Genomic DNA, 14,902 nt, shown 5'->3' on the forward strand with positions numbered 1-14,902 from the left:
GCTAAAGTGAAATGGTCTAAGTCATGAAAAAATAAAATGGTAGAAGAGTGTGAAGTTTTATGAGTAAATTTATAAAAGACTATATGATTACGATGAAGGATATCGTCAGAGAAGGGGATCCCATTCTGCGTCAGGTAACGGATGAAGTTAGCCTGCCGATTTCGGATGAAGATCGTGAAACGTTGGAATGCATGATGCAATACCTGAAAAATAGTCAGGATCCAAAACTCCAAAAGAAGTTCAACTTGCGTGAAGGAGTTGGATTGTCTGCAAATCAGATAGGCTTGAATAAACGCATGTTCGTCATGTATTTTCCCGATGAAAAAGGGAAGCTGTTTGAATATGCCCTTGTGAATCCGAAAATCATCAGCCATTCCGCCACAATGATCTATTTACCGCAAAGTGAAGGCTGCCTTTCTGTCGACCGTGATATTAAAGGATATGTACCGCGTTATGAACGGGTTAAAATCAAAGCTTTGGACGGTAATGGTGAGGAAATAGAGATGCGGCTGAAGGGCTTTGCTGCAATCGTGTTTCAACATGAGTTAGATCATTTGAACGGGATGATGTTTTATGACCGGATCAACACCGAGAACCCTTTCAAGCTTCCTGAAAACGTGGAAGTGAAAAGTCTGTAAAACCCAAAAAGGCAAAGCGCCATGCTTTGCCTTTTAACCGTTTTATGGCTGAGGAAACATATCCTCTTCCATATGCTTCAGCAAATCACTGAATATGGCCAGGCTCATTTGCTTGTACCCTTCTGAAGTGAGGTGGATGCCATCATCGCTTATCAAGCGACCCAAGTCACCGGAGGATTTAATATAGGAACGGACATCGATCAAAGGTACCTTCAGTTCCTCTGCAAACCTTTTCAATTGGCGATTATACATCCCATGCCAATGTTCAATACCACCGACATGGGAAACGAAATGCCCGATTGAATGACCGAACTTATCGGTGATGGATTAATAATACCTAGCTGGATCAAGTGGCGGGAGAGTTAAAAGGTAAGGCGTTACATGCTTATCTTGAATCTGCTTGACAAGTTGTGTGATATTTTCCAGGTAACGTTCGATTGGAACGATTGGCTCATGGACACCTTCTGGATTCTTGGCTACTTCGTCCCAATGGAAGTTACAGTCGTTGCCACCGACCTCTATTAATACGATATCGGGATTTTCCGACATGACGTCTTTCTCGATCCGGCTAACCAACAGGTCGGAGTTATCATTGAAAACCCCTTTATTCAAAACTTCCACGAATGGCAAAGATCCTGTTAGCTTAGCTAGGGAGTTCGGATAATTTTCTTTAATGATGCGAAGGCGCCCCCTAACATAAGAAATGCCTCTGGTTAAACTGTCTCCAAAACATACGATCTTCAAACTTCTCACCTCGGTATGGGAATGTGTTACTTATATTTTAGTAGTGGAATGATTTTTCGGCAATTTTCACTCCTTTATGGAAGGGAGATGAAAATAACAAAAAGCGCTGGAAGTGCAGCGCTTTTGTTTATTGTAAGTATTCCTTTTTTGAATGTGTTTCCACTCTTGTTTTTCCCATGAAGAACACAGTGATGGCTGCAAGACCGATCGGAATGAGAGCCAAGGTGAATATCATTGAAATCGAATCGGACATCGCATGAACGATTTTATTCAGGATAAAGTCCGGAATCTCGGCACGTGCGTCCGATTGGAAGAGCTGGCGTGGGTCCTCCGTCAATCCGGCCGTATCCGGACTTCCTTGCATTCCTTTAAACGCCTCCGTCATTTTACTTGTGAATACATTGTTCTGAATCGCTCCATAAATCGTTACACCGAGTGTCATCCCAAAAGAACGGAGGAATGAGTTTGTTGAGTTGGCCGACCCTCGGAATCTAGGTTCCAAGTTGTGAATGGACGCAATAGGCAGAAGGGAAAAGGAAAAGCCCATGCCAAATCCAGTCAAAATCATGTATAAAGTTAATAAAGTCCTGCTGGTATCAGGGGTGATGGTCCCTAATAAAAGCATTCCTGCAAAATAACAGATGACGGAAATCACCATTAAGTTGCGAAAGCTTGTCTTTGTATTGAATATCCCGCCAACTGCACTGCCGAACACAGAACCAAGCATCATGGGAGTCAGGATCAATCCGGCATTTGTTGCGGAACCACCGTAAACTGCCTGCACAAAAATCGGGATATAGACGGTTAAAATAATGAATGTACCGCCATAAAGAATGGCTAAAATCTGAGAAGTGGCAAATAATCGCCTTTTAAACAGCCATAATGAAATGATTGGATCTTTCGCCCTTTTTTCAAAAAAGAAAAATGAAACGAAGAATACCACAAAACTGGAAAACAGGCCTATGATGGGAGAGGAACTCCAGCCATACTCCCCGCCCAGTTCGAGAGCAAACATTAAGCTGATAACGGCAATGACGAGAGTTGCTGCGCCACCCCAATCGATTTTTTGCTCTTGGGTGTTGGGTGACTCCTTGTAATAATTCCAGATGAAAAATAAAGAAATGATCCCAATCGGAACATTGACGTAGAAAATCCAGTGCCAGCTAGAGTATTCAGTAATATAAGCACCTAAAAGTGGCCCCAAGACACTTGAGGCCCCAAATACAGCGCCGAAAAGGCCAGTTAATTTTCCGCGTTTTTCAGGTGGGAAAATATCAAAAATGATCGTAAAGGCTATAGGCATCAAGGCGCCTCCGCCTATCCCCTGGATTGCACGAAAGATGCTTAACTGCACTATGCTCTGGGCCATGCCACATAATGCGGAGCCGATCAAAAAGACTATAAGTCCGAAAATAAAAAACCTCTTTCTTCCATACATATCGGAAAGCTTACCGAATATCGGCATACTTGCCATCGTGGCGACCATATAGGCAGATGTCACCCATACAAACTTATCGAAACCGCCTAAATCAGAAACGATCGTTCCCATCGCAGTCGCAACAATCGTATTATCCATTGCTGACATCAAGATACCCAGTAGTAAACCGGCAACAATGAATTTTTGTTTTTTTTGAACGTTCATTTATTTTCCTCCTTATATCAACCAGCTCATGAATTTCCTTTACATGGTTGAAGGGTAAACGTTAAGATGAAACAAAACATTTATCTTGATAATCAAGATAAATTTAAGTGTAAAAGGGGTGGCATTTTATGTCAAGTGATAATGGGCGGAATTCAGCTCTGTTAGAGAGTTTAACACACAGATTGCAGCGGTATGGAATGAGATCCGTATTATTTCAACAAAATATGGCCCAGAAAATAGGGGTGTCCCATACGGACTTAAAGAGTGCTGAAATATTGAATGAAACAGGACCCATTACCGCCGGTGAATTATCCAAAATTACAGGATTGAGCACGGGGTCTGTTACGGCACTGATCAATCGACTTGAGAAATCCGGTTATGTTAAAAGAGAACGAGATCAATTGGACGGAAGAAAGGTAATGATTGTGCCGATACCGGAAAGACAGGAACAGATTAAATCGCACTATCAATCGCTCTCTATGGCCACAAAAGATTTGTGCTCAGCTTATAATGAGCAAGAGCTAATATTGATCAATCAATTTGTTGAGGATATCACAAAAATCATGGATAAAGAAAATGACAAGTTAATGAGTGAGCGTGAAAGGTAGCTGATATGTTAGGCTATCCTTTTTATTTTTAGCCAGCTGGGAGCTGCTTATCCTGCGAAAACAAAAGGGATAGAGGTTGATTCTTTTTAAAGAGATTGTCCCGTTTTCATTCACTTCAGGTATCGCAAGTAATACAGACAAATACGATCGGCTCCTTCCCGTTTGCAGAAACGATAGGTCTTTATCCAACAATGGAAACACTGGTGCCGCAAGCGGTATTAATTTTGCTGATTGCATTGGCAACCATTTGGGTCAAAAAGAGTAATTCCTTACGTGCAACCGAATAATAAAATGGGACTGACGCATGTCAGTCCCATTTATGTGTGGTATTAGCGTAGAGATCGGCGATAGGAATATTGCTTCCATTGATAAAGGATGAAGCAGCCGATGCAGAACCCAAGAATGGCTATTAGAGAAGCCATTCCGACCGTCAAGGTGAATATATAACCGGTAACTTTCCAACCAAGCAAAAAAGAAGTGAATCCAAGTCCTAAGCAAACGACTGCTATGGCCTGGTTGAATTGTTGCTGTGAATGATCTTCGGGAATATAATCGGACGGTTTCTTTTTAAGAAAGAGCTTTGCAAGACGCATCACTGGATTGAAATTAAAGAGAAGACCCAAAAGCCCCGCTGTTAAAGGAATGGCTAATATCCATATTTGTCCCGTTATTAAGGCGGTGGCTACGCTTAACAAAATGACCCATTGATTCGTTCGTACTAAGGGACGGGGAATGGAGCGACTTTCACTTGTCATAGAATACCAACCTTCCTGATGTGTTTTGTTACATTTTATCTTTATTTTAATCACTTGTGAAGTGAAAGGTTAATAAAACAAAAGTTATTCTTATTTATAATTATTTTAATTTAGTATTGATTATTATTATAAAATTAGTGTAATATGTATAACAAGAATTTAAATTGAGGAGGACAGTATAAATGGTAGCAAAAGTTTGTGAAACATGTGGAACACCAATAAAAAGGCTAAAGCATTCTTCCTTATGCCAATGCGGTCCTAAGATATTGAGCAATCAATTCTCAGTTAAAACAAAAAAATAAATCCATGGATTCAATTATAAATTAAACCGATTATTCAATTAATCGGTTTCAGACTTTAGACAATTTTATCGAGTTTGTCTAAAGTTTTTTTATGGCTTGTACAATTTGGACGTTGATTTCCGCTCCAGGCACTCGCTTTCCGCGGGCGGTCCGCGAGCCTCCTCGGCATGCGCCTGCGGGGTCTCCCTAGACGCGCTATTCCCGCAGGAGTCTCGTACCTTCCTCTTCAATCAGCTTTGTTATAGCATTTCGTTAGTAGCTATACCTGAGGAGTTGAAGGTGTTGGTTTGGGAACATCATTTGATGAAAGATGCTTTTTCCGTCTGCATACTGTGGGTCCGGTCTACATGATTGGGCCTATATTTTTTTATGGCTTGTACAATTTGGACGTTAATTTCCGCTCCAGGCACTCGCTTTCCGCGGGCGGTCCGCGAGCCTCCTCGGCATGCGCCTGCGGGGTCTCCCTAGACGCGCTATACCCGCAGGAGTCTCGCACCTTCCTCTTCAATAGCTTTGTTATAGCATTTCGTTAGTAGCTATACCTGAGGAGTTGAAGGTGTTGGTTTGGGAACATCATTTGATGAAAGATGCTTTTTCCGTCTGTAAACTGTGGGTACGGTCTACATGAACGGGCCTACATTTTTTTATGGTTTGTACAATTTGGACGTTGATTTCCGCTCCAGGCACTCTTTCCGCGGGCGGTCCGCGAGCCTCCTCGGCATGCGCCTGCGGGGTCTCCCTAGACGCGCAATTCCCGCAGGAGTCTCGTACCTTCCTCTTCAATCAGCTTTGTTATAAAATTTAGATGCAAATCATATTGATAAGTTGAGGGTATTGCTTTGGGTCATTTGGTTCAGGAACATCATTCGATCAAAGTCACGTTTTCGCAACCTCTTTTGTCTACAAACTGAAACCGATTATTCAATTAATCGGTTTTTGTTTTTCCAATGGAGGGTAAAGAGGGTAATAATATTTTTCATTTCAATTAAAATAATGTACGATTATGGAATAGAATAAAACGTCATGAAGAATAGACATATTTTAAATTTGTCTAAACCATAACGTGATGGTTAGGAGGGGATTATGTTGGGAACGAGACTTTAAAAATTGGCGAGTTGGCGGAAATGGCGAACGTTACGAAACGAACCATAGATTATTATACGAATCTTGGCTTGCTTAAAGCAGAACGTTCCGCCTCCAATTACCGTTATTATTCAGTTGGTGAACTAGAAAGGCTCCGCCGTATCGAAGGATACAAAAGAGAAAACCTTTCATTGGAAGATATTAAAGAAATACTTAAAAAGGATAAGGAAGCCGCATCAGCAATTGAGGAAAAAGGTCTTCAACTCAAGAATAAAATGGATGGCCTTAACGAGGAACTCCAGGAATTCATCAGCTTGATTGAAAAGGACGGAAAAAGTGAGCTTCTTCTAAAAAAACAAATATCCCGTGAAAGCATGGCCTTGATCCAATCATTACTAGTGTTGCTCGTATGATTAAAATTTATCTCTATAGTTTTATGCACAAAGGTGCATATTAACGATATAGGCTAAATGGTTTCGGTTCATGTTATAAGGCAAAAATCGCTTTTTAAACGAAAATAACCATTTATACAGGAGGTGCTTGGGATTAAGCCGTACATGTCTAATCCGAAGGTCAGAAGGATTGGAACTATATGGCGAACCCGCACATATTGGAGATTTTTATAAAATTATTAGCAGTAGCTGCATTAATAGCATTAACCGCATTTTTCGTTGCATCGGAATTTGCAATCGTGAAAGTAAGAAGTTCCCGGATCAATCAATTAATTGAAGAAGGGCATAGAAATGCCCTCGCAGCCAAAAAAGTGACATCGCATATCGATGAGTACTTATCTGCCTGTCAATTGGGAATTACAGTAACCGCCTTAGGTTTAGGGGTGTTGGGTGAACCCACGGTCGAGGCGATCTTGAAACCATTGTTCACTAAATGGGGATTAGAGGAATCTGTCAGTCACATCATCTCGTTCCTGATTGCGTTCGGTTCCGTAACATTCCTTCATGTTGTAGTCGGCGAATTGGCACCGAAAACGGTTGCGATTCAAAAGGCAGAAGAGGTAACTTTGCTTTTTGCAAAGCCGTTAATTCTCTTTTACCGCATTTTATACCCATTCATATGGTTACTGAATGGCTCTGCGCGTCTTCTGACAGGCATTTTCGGATTGAAGCCAGCATCTGAGTCAGAAATGGCCCATTCCGAAGAAGAGCTGCGCATCATTTTATCGGAAAGCTATAAAAGCGGTGAAATCAACCAATCGGAATACAAATATGTAAATCAGATATTTGAATTCGATGAGCGTATTGCCAATGAAATCATGGTTCCGCGTACGGAAATGACCGTTATCGAAAAAGGCATGCCATTATTGGAAGTTGTTGAACTGATTCAAGAAGAACAATACACAAGGTATCCGGTCATAGACGGTGATAAAGACAATGTCGTGGGGATGGTCAATATCAAGCGACTTTATACAGCGACGATTACAGAAGAAAATGTAACGGCTTTGACGGTGGATTCCTTTGTAACACCCATCATCCGTGTTCTTGAAACGATCGCCATTCATGATCTGCTGCTGAAAATGCAGAAAGAACGGATCCATATGGCAGTTTTGACTGATGAATATGGCGGAACAGCTGGTCTTGTAACGGTTGAAGACATCCTTGAAGAAATCGTCGGGGAAATCCGAGATGAGTTTGACCAGGATGAACGTCCGCTCATTCAAAAAGTTGATGAAGGGCATTATGTATTCGATGCTAAAACATTGGTTGAAGACGTCAATGATACCCTTGCGATCGATTTGCCGGAGGAAGATATCGATACATTGGGAGGATGGTTCCTGACAGGCAGATTTGAAATTGCTGTCGGGGATAAAATTGAATACGCCGGATATGAATTTACTGTAAAGGAAATGGACGGCCACCATGTTTTATATGTTGAAGTGAAGAAGATTAAATAAACAGGATCACACCAAAAGCCGAAAGTGGAAACTTTCGGCTTTTATTACGTACGAACAATCCATTTGGGTTTTTATGACAACGGTTTAGGCAGACTGTTACTTAATTGGAAAAGGAAATGATTTTAAATAATAGTGTAGGTAACTATTTTAGCATGGAAAATGTTAAAATTGACTTTGAGCAATGAAACTACCTATATATCCATCCAAAATTTCAAAGAATATAAGGTGAATTCTAGTATTTTGCAATGCCGTTTATTTCGGGCTGGTATAAATAAGTATTGAAGGTGGGCGGGAAAATGGGTTTTAAGAAAAAGCAAATGTTAGGATTTGGTTTAATCTTGCTTTTCTTGGCTATTTTACTTTCTTTCATGATGTTTACGCTAAACAATTTAAAGAGTAGCATGACTGAAATAGTTGAAAATCGCTATGAAAAAGTTCAAACTTCGATGGAAATCCGTCAGCTTTTTTCTAGGTCGGACCGTGAGATTTTGTTTGCAGCTAATGATGCAAATACAGAAGAAAGAGCAGAGAGCCTCGAAATCATCAATGAGAATCATAGTTTGATTGAATCAAAAATTGCCGGGTTATCAGGTTCGTTAAATAAGGGGAAAGCAAAGCAACTATTGAAAGAGTTCGAGACTCAATATGCCTCTTACTCCATAACGGAGGCTGAGATCATCCAAAAGATAAAATCGGGAAACTCATCTGATAATCTTTCAAGCCTGATGGATGACCAAAGGGAAAAACGAACGAAAGTCATCAGTACGATGGATGAATTTAAGGATTACCAAGAAGGTGTCATGAAAGATACATTAAGTAATTCGAAACAAACCTATGAAGATATGATCGGTTTTGTAATTTTTGCTGTGATCCTCAGCATTTTGGTCATTTCCGTAACGGTTGTTTGGATGATTCGCAGCACATCGAAAGATCTGCAATCAATTACGAAGGTCATCAAAAATATCGATTTTAAAAATTTGTCGGTCATACCTAGAATTCCGGTTCGGACCACTGATGAAATTGGTGATATAGCGCGATCGTTCAATGATATGGCGGAATCGCTTGAAATCTATAACCAAAAAGAAAAAGATTTCACTGAAAAGATCAGTGAACAGAACTGGATCCAGACCCGTGTGGCAGATATAGCTACCATGTATCAGCGCATTGTTGATGTGGAAGTTCTTGCTGACCGGTTCATTACAAGGCTTGCACCGATGATGGGAGCTTCACTTGGAGCTTTTTACGTCAAACGGGGTGAGGGTGTAGATATGCGCTTTGTGAAGCTTGCCAGCTTTGCTGGAGATGGCGAAGATACGGGCAGGCGTGAATTCCGTCTTGGCGAAGGTTTGATCGGCCAATGCGCCCTTGAAAAGAAATCCAAAGTCATTGAAGATATCCCTGGAGATTTTCATTTGGTTACGACAGGATTGGGGGAAGTCAACCCGAAAAGCATTGTCATTGCGCCAGTCGTTTTTGAGGATGAAGTGGTGGCGATGGTTGAACTGGCAAGTTTGGAGGCCTTTACGAAGCTGCAAAAAACTTTCCTGAACCAGGTTCTTGATACTCTGGGCATCACGATCAATAATGTAGAGGGCCGGATGGAAATAGAGCGTTTATTGAAAGAATCACAGGCACAGACCGAAGAGTTACAGGCTCAATCGGAAGAATTGCAATCACAGTCAGAGGAAATGCAAGCCCAATCGGAGGAACTGCAAACACAGGCTGAAGAGTTGCGAATGATCAATGAACAATTGGAAGAGAGAAATCGTGAAACTGAAGAAAAATCGAAAGAGCTTCAAGTCGCTAAGCTGAATCTAGAAAAACAAGCGGAAGAATTGAAGTTAAGTTCAAAATATAAATCGGAGTTCATGGCAAATATGTCCCATGAATTGCGGACACCGCTCAATAGTATCCTGATTTTATCAGAAATGCTTTCAGATCCGAATGATAGTAAATTAAATGAAGAGCAACTGGAATTCGCCCGTGTCATTAATTCATCAGGACAAGACTTATTAACGTTGATCAATGACATTTTGGATTTATCAAAAGTTGAAGTCGGAAAGCTTGAAGTGGTCTTTGACGAAATGAATTTGAGTGAGCTTCCTGAGTTATTGCACCGTAACTTCGATCATGTAGCGAAGAAAAAGAACATTGACTTTATAATCGAAAAAAGTAAAAACGTTCCGGATATTTTCTTTACGGATGAGCAACGCTTCCAGCAAATTTTGAAAAACCTGTTATCCAATGCATTTAAATTCACGGAAAAAGGTTCTGTATCTGTCCAAATCAAAAAAGCTGATGAAGAAAATGTGGCACAATGGATACAGACAAAAGGTGCTAGCAATTGGGTTGAAATTAAGGTGACGGATACTGGTATCGGAATATCAAAAGAGAAGCAAAAACTTATCTTTGAAGCATTCCAGCAAGGTGACGGAGCTACAATGAGAAAATATGGCGGTACAGGACTTGGGCTATCGATTTGCCGGGAGTTTGCCAAACTTCTGGGAGGCTGGGTCATTGTAGATAGTGAAGAAGGGCAAGGCAGTACCTTTACTTTCTTTATTCCAAGCATGCCAGAGGGCTTCAAATATGTCGACGAAGCGATAGCTGCTTCCCCGGAAGTGGCAGCAGCTAACCACGATGATTCTGCCGCGCCTTTTGGCGATCAGGGAGAACCGGATGCGGTTATGATGGATGAAGAAGATCGGGATAAGGCCAAACCATTCTGCAATAAAACAGTACTGGTCGTCGATGATGATCACCGTAATATATTTGCTCTGAAGAATGCGCTGAAGCATGAGGGGATGGAAATCCTTACAGCTGAAAACGGCTACGAATGTTTGGAACTCCTTGAAAAAGGAAACGATATAGATGTCATATTGATGGATATCATGATGCCGGGTATGGACGGTTACGAAACGATGACCAGAATTCGCGAACAAAGTAAGTTCGAGGATCTTCCAATCATCGCGTTAACTGCGAAAGCGATGAAAGGCGATAGGGAAAAATGCCTGAAGGCCGGCGCTTCCGATTATGTCAGCAAACCACTAAAATTGGATCAGCTGCTATCCGTCCTAAGAGTATGGCTGACTAATTGATTGATAGTACGGGTAAGGAAGGATTTACATGAAGGATACTTTAACGATTGAAGAAAGAGAAGACCTGGAAATCGAATTATTGTTAGAGGCCATTTATTCCGTTTCTGGTTTTGACTTTCGCAAATATATGCGTTCTTCAATAAAAAGAAGAGTTGAAAATAGAATGAGACTGGACCATGTACGCAGGATTAGTGGAATGATAGAAATGGTTTTATATGAAAAAGGGTATGTCGAGAAGCTTTTGAAAGATTTTTCAATAAATGTCACTGAAATGTTTCGCGATCCGGAGTTCTTTAAAGCCTTTCGTTTAAATATTGTACCGCTCCTGAAAAAACTTCCAGAAATCAGAATTTGGCATGCAGGCTGTTCGACCGGTGAAGAAGCCTTTTCCATGGCGATCATCCTCAAGGAAGAAGGACTTTATGATAAGGCGAGGATATATGCCACTGATATGAATGATGAAGTCCTCCGTCATGCGGAAAAAGGGATATTACCTTTAAATAGAATGCAGTCTTATACGAAAAACTATCTGCAAGCTGGAGGTAACCAGGAATTTTCGGAGTATTATACAACCGATTATCAAAATGCTTATCTTGATTCGAGCCTCCTTAAAAACATTGTGTTTTTCCAGCATAATTTAGTTACTGATGGTTCGTTCAATGAATTCCATATCATCATGTGCCGGAATGTGATGATTTACTTTACCGGTGAATTACAGACCTATGTTAATCAGTTGTTTTATGACAGTCTTTGTAAAGACGGCTTCCTTGCGGTTGGCAGTAAGGAGACACTTCATACATCATCCTTTTCGGAAGATTATGAGGACTTTGACTCAAAGGAACGAATTTATCGGAAATTGTAAAGAGAAAGAGTTCGCATATAAGCGGACTCTTTCTTTTTTAATTAGTGAATTATTTTTCACTTTTTTGCATTTCAATGTTTAAGATATCGGAAGAAGGGGTATAAATAATGAGTTGGTCTCCATGCAGAATCGCGACTGTGGTTTATTATTATTAAAAGAGACTGAACTTAGTTATAATATAATAGAAAAATCCCTGTTAAGGGAGCTTTATTAAAGTACTGTTCCATATAAAAAAGATAAATGTTGCCGCTCGATATAAGCCAAAAGGGGAATGGAAGAATGACGATTTTAATCGTAGATGATAATCAGGTTAACCTTTTCGTTATAGAGAAAATTCTAAAACGAGCTGGCTATACGGATTTTCTATCATTAACTTCAGCTGTTGAGATGTTTGAATATTTACAGGTGGATAGTCCGCAACCTAAAGAGACTTCAGTTGATATCATTCTGCTTGATATCATGATGCCGGAGATCGATGGGATAGAGGCGTGCAGGAGACTTCAAAGTATTCCTCACCTTAGAGATATACCCGTCATTTTTGTGACCGCCCTTGAAGATTCAAACAAGGTGGCCGAGGCACTTGATGTTGGCGGAATTGATTATATAATGAAGCCCATCAATAAAATAGATTTACTTGCGAGGATTCGCGTGGGGTTAAGACTTAAATATGAAAAAGATTGGCATAAAATGCAGGATGAAAAAATCCGCAATGAATTGGATCTTTCCATGCAGGTTCAAAGCAGCTTATTAAGTGAACCCATTATAAATGACCACTTAACTATAAGGGCATCATACTTACCTGCGAATAAATTAGCAGGGGATATGTACTATTGGCACCGCATCGATGAAAACCGGTATGGGATCATCCTGTTGGATATGATGGGGCATGGCATATCAGCCTCACTTGTTTGTATGTTCATTTCCTCCGTATTGAGGGATGCCATCAGGACACATACGGATCCAGTGGCAGTAATAAACGAAATGAATCGCTGGATGAGTACCCTTAATAAAGAAGATAATCAAGTGCATTATTATTTTACCGCGATTTATATGATCATTGATACAGAGCAAAAGACAGTGGAATATGTGAATGCCGGACATCCTCCAGGATTTGCTTTAATGGACGATGGAAAAGTGGTCTCTCTTTCAAAAGGGACATGTCCTGTGGGTTTCTTCGCCGAGATGAAAATAGAGAAATCGGTCATTCATTATGAAGAGAAGATTCAGCTTATGCTATTTACGGATGGAGTCATGGAAGCAATAGATCGAGAAGGGACGGAAGGACTCGACCAAATAAAAGAAGCGGTCTCGACAAGGTGGTTTGATTGTAAAGAATCTCCCCCTATCGATTTTTTGATGTCACCGGAAATGCAGCAAGATCAACCTGATGATATGTGTGTTGTTGTTATTCAAGCAAATTGAAGAAGGAAGAGGCGGCAGATTATCTGCCGCCTCTTCTCTATAAAAGGGGGTCCCTTTTATATGAAATGAGAATGTTCGTTAAGAGAGTGAATCCTGTATTCGGCTATTTGAGATTAACGGTCATTTTTCAATTTACTGATGCTATCTTGGAGATTGCCTTTTAATTTGTCGACTTTACCTTCTGCTTGTAAGTGAGGATCATTTTTCGCGTTCCCGACTTGGTCTTTCGTTTCACCTTTAACTTTATTTACAGCACTCTTTACTTTGTCTGATAAACCGCTCATTATATGTTACCTCCTTTTTCTTTATATACTGTGTTTACCCATGAAGTGTATGGATAAACCTGATTTATATGGAGAAAGGAGTTTTAAGAAGCGATTATTGCCCTTTTACTTAACCTTTGAATGAACTGAGATGAATGTTCAATGATATGATCTTTGTCATGATCCAACGAGGCCACATGATATGAATTTTCAAGGGGCACCATCTTCTTATCACCGGACATGACAGTATCATAAATCTGATAGGAACACGAGTCTGGTACAACGTGATCTTCTGGAGAATGGAAGATAAGTATCGGGCACGAAACGTTTATTAGTTTTTGACTGGTATGTTCCATTATATCAAGCAATTGATTAATCGCTTTTGACGGTACTTGATCATATGTGATTTCTTTAGTTGTATTGTCTTTTATGTCAGGATTGCCTTCGGGAACGAAGCGTGGAACCGATTGGTTACGATATCTTTCATATTCAGGAACTTGGAGAGCGGCGTTAATGGTGAGAATTCCATCACAAGCCACTTTTGTCGCTAAATCGAGAACAAGGGCGCCTCCCATTGATTGTCCGATGGCGAAAACGTGGGTGCAGGTTCGCTTTAATTTTGCATAAGCCATTTCAACATCTTGTATCCATTCCTGATAATGACTTGTTTCCATTTCATATTCATCCGTTCCGTGTCCCGCCAGTCGAGGAGCGAAGACAGTAAAGCCTTTGGCGGCGAATTTTTCACCTAAATACCTTACGCTTTGTGGCGTTCCGTTAAAACCATGGCAAATAAGAATGCCAATAGAATTGCCGGGTAAGTAAAAAGATTCCGCACCTGGTATTACCATTGCTGCTGTCATATTCCCATCTCCTTTGAGTTAGCTTAGTTTGTTAAAAGAAAGTTTTAATAAAATTAACTATTCCGATTATTTTACTTGGTTATATAATAGCATAAGGAAAATTATGAAGTCAACTTGGCTATATTCCAAAACTTCAATATCATTAAGAAGCACTAAATAGGATATAAAGATACTTACCAGGTCAATTTCGTGTATGGTTGCCATTCTTTCTATTATATAAGTACTGTCTTGGAATTGTTGATAAACTGAAGAAGCTAATGACCGGTAATATATAAATATAAGAAATGAAGAAAAAGCATTGACTTTAAAGTGAAATGGGATTAATATAAATAAGCACCAACTAAGACAAACGAAAAACTTCATCGCTTTTGGCTGATTGCTGAAAGAAATAATAACTATTGACTTCTTACTATGAAAATGATAAGATGAAATGGTCGCTGAAAAACACAGCGATTAAAAATAAGTTAAAAACTTCGTAGAAGTTGACAACTAATCAATAAGATGTTATGATGGATAAACAGCCGTTCGAAAGGACGATTGTAGAAATTGCTCTTTGAAAACTGAACAAAACAAAGCGCCAACGTTAAATTTTAAGTGAGCACACACTATCAAAAAGCAAATGAGCAAGTCAAACATTTCTTCGGAGAGTTTGATCCTGGCTCAGGACGAACGCTGGCGGCGTGCCTAATACATGCAAGTCGAGCGAATCGATG

The 14,902-nt window shown here is 40.2% G+C and carries 12 protein-coding genes, 1 rRNA gene and 1 pseudogene; 9 read left to right on the top strand and 5 right to left on the bottom strand.

The window, feature by feature from the left end:
• The first annotated feature begins 59 nt into the window (after nucleotides 1–59).
• On the top strand, nucleotides 60–638 hold the full coding sequence (gene def / locus ACIQ0C_RS21820; RefSeq protein WP_048688779.1) for a peptide deformylase: 579 nt from the start codon (nucleotides 60–62) through the stop codon (nucleotides 636–638).
• Nucleotides 639–680: 42 nt separating this feature from the next.
• Here the strand turns inward: def and ACIQ0C_RS21825 are convergent.
• Both ACIQ0C_RS21825 and ACIQ0C_RS21830 read right to left on the bottom strand, forming a co-directional pair.
• Nucleotides 681–1,391: pseudogene (locus ACIQ0C_RS21825) on the bottom strand (SGNH/GDSL hydrolase family protein).
• A gap of 118 nt (nucleotides 1,392–1,509) precedes the next feature.
• Entirely contained in the window at nucleotides 1,510–3,024 is a 1,515-nt protein-coding gene (locus tag ACIQ0C_RS21830; protein WP_403063928.1) for an MDR family MFS transporter, read from the bottom strand.
• 128 nt (nucleotides 3,025–3,152) lie between these two features.
• Between ACIQ0C_RS21830 and ACIQ0C_RS21835 the strand changes: the two genes are divergently transcribed.
• Nucleotides 3,153–3,632 (top strand): MarR family winged helix-turn-helix transcriptional regulator, encoded by a 480-nt coding sequence (locus ACIQ0C_RS21835; RefSeq protein WP_402842856.1) that lies wholly within the window; start codon nucleotides 3,153–3,155, stop codon nucleotides 3,630–3,632.
• 95 nt (nucleotides 3,633–3,727) lie between these two features.
• Nucleotides 3,728–3,919: a hypothetical protein gene (locus tag ACIQ0C_RS21840; RefSeq protein WP_403063931.1), complete on the top strand. Its 192-nt coding sequence runs from the start codon at nucleotides 3,728–3,730 to the stop codon at nucleotides 3,917–3,919.
• 42 nt (nucleotides 3,920–3,961) lie between these two features.
• Here the strand turns inward: ACIQ0C_RS21840 and ACIQ0C_RS21845 are convergent, their stop codons facing one another.
• A complete protein-coding gene (locus ACIQ0C_RS21845) occupies nucleotides 3,962–4,387 on the bottom strand; it encodes a DUF4395 domain-containing protein (protein WP_403063934.1) in 426 nt (141 codons plus the stop codon).
• A gap of 1,408 nt (nucleotides 4,388–5,795) precedes the next feature.
• Here ACIQ0C_RS21845 and ACIQ0C_RS21850 point away from each other — a divergent pair.
• From ACIQ0C_RS21850 to ACIQ0C_RS21870, 5 genes are all read left to right on the top strand, one after another.
• Entirely contained in the window at nucleotides 5,796–6,185 is a 390-nt protein-coding gene (locus ACIQ0C_RS21850) for a MerR family transcriptional regulator (protein ID WP_403063949.1), read from the top strand.
• A gap of 197 nt (nucleotides 6,186–6,382) precedes the next feature.
• Entirely contained in the window at nucleotides 6,383–7,681 is a 1,299-nt protein-coding gene (locus ACIQ0C_RS21855) for a hemolysin family protein (RefSeq protein ID WP_402842884.1), read from the top strand.
• A 296-nt stretch (nucleotides 7,682–7,977) separates the two neighbouring features.
• Nucleotides 7,978–10,779, top strand: a complete 2,802-nt coding sequence (locus tag ACIQ0C_RS21860; RefSeq protein WP_403063937.1) for a response regulator — start codon at nucleotides 7,978–7,980, stop codon at nucleotides 10,777–10,779.
• Nucleotides 10,780–10,807: 28 nt separating this feature from the next.
• Nucleotides 10,808–11,641: a CheR family methyltransferase gene (locus tag ACIQ0C_RS21865; RefSeq protein WP_402842867.1), complete on the top strand. Its 834-nt coding sequence runs from the start codon at nucleotides 10,808–10,810 to the stop codon at nucleotides 11,639–11,641.
• A 279-nt stretch (nucleotides 11,642–11,920) separates the two neighbouring features.
• Complete coding sequence (locus ACIQ0C_RS21870; RefSeq protein WP_403063940.1) at nucleotides 11,921–13,063, top strand: PP2C family protein-serine/threonine phosphatase; 1,143 nt, start codon at nucleotides 11,921–11,923, stop codon at nucleotides 13,061–13,063.
• A 113-nt stretch (nucleotides 13,064–13,176) separates the two neighbouring features.
• Here ACIQ0C_RS21870 and ACIQ0C_RS21875 read toward each other — a convergent pair whose 3' ends face one another.
• Nucleotides 13,177–13,347 carry a CsbD family protein gene (locus ACIQ0C_RS21875; protein ID WP_403063943.1) on the bottom strand — a complete coding sequence of 57 codons (171 nt, stop codon included), beginning with the start codon at nucleotides 13,345–13,347 and terminating at the stop codon, nucleotides 13,177–13,179.
• 83 nt (nucleotides 13,348–13,430) lie between these two features.
• Nucleotides 13,431–14,189, bottom strand: a complete 759-nt coding sequence (locus ACIQ0C_RS21880) for an alpha/beta hydrolase (RefSeq protein WP_402842875.1) — start codon at nucleotides 14,187–14,189, stop codon at nucleotides 13,431–13,433.
• A gap of 637 nt (nucleotides 14,190–14,826) precedes the next feature.
• Between ACIQ0C_RS21880 and ACIQ0C_RS21885 the strand changes: the two genes are divergently transcribed.
• A 16S ribosomal RNA gene (locus ACIQ0C_RS21885) occupies nucleotides 14,827–14,902 on the top strand; the annotation flags it as partial.

The organism is Peribacillus sp. NPDC096448 (assembly GCF_044762675.1).
In the GTDB taxonomy this organism is placed as follows: domain Bacteria; phylum Bacillota; class Bacilli; order Bacillales; family DSM-1321; genus Peribacillus; species Peribacillus frigoritolerans_B.

Coding starts and splice junctions, on each gene's coding strand:
- def (WP_048688779.1), top strand. CDS start 60: ATGAGTAAATTTATAAAAGACTATATGATTACGATGAAGGATATCGTC.
- ACIQ0C_RS21830 (WP_403063928.1), bottom strand. CDS start 3,024: ATGAACGTTCAAAAAAAACAAAAATTCATTGTTGCCGGTTTACTACTG.
- ACIQ0C_RS21835 (WP_402842856.1), top strand. CDS start 3,153: ATGTCAAGTGATAATGGGCGGAATTCAGCTCTGTTAGAGAGTTTAACA.
- ACIQ0C_RS21845 (WP_403063934.1), bottom strand. CDS start 4,387: ATGACAAGTGAAAGTCGCTCCATTCCCCGTCCCTTAGTACGAACGAAT.
- ACIQ0C_RS21860 (WP_403063937.1), top strand. CDS start 7,978: ATGGGTTTTAAGAAAAAGCAAATGTTAGGATTTGGTTTAATCTTGCTT.
- ACIQ0C_RS21865 (WP_402842867.1), top strand. CDS start 10,808: ATGAAGGATACTTTAACGATTGAAGAAAGAGAAGACCTGGAAATCGAA.
- ACIQ0C_RS21870 (WP_403063940.1), top strand. CDS start 11,921: ATGACGATTTTAATCGTAGATGATAATCAGGTTAACCTTTTCGTTATA.
- ACIQ0C_RS21875 (WP_403063943.1), bottom strand. CDS start 13,347: ATGAGCGGTTTATCAGACAAAGTAAAGAGTGCTGTAAATAAAGTTAAA.
- ACIQ0C_RS21880 (WP_402842875.1), bottom strand. CDS start 14,189: ATGACAGCAGCAATGGTAATACCAGGTGCGGAATCTTTTTACTTACCC.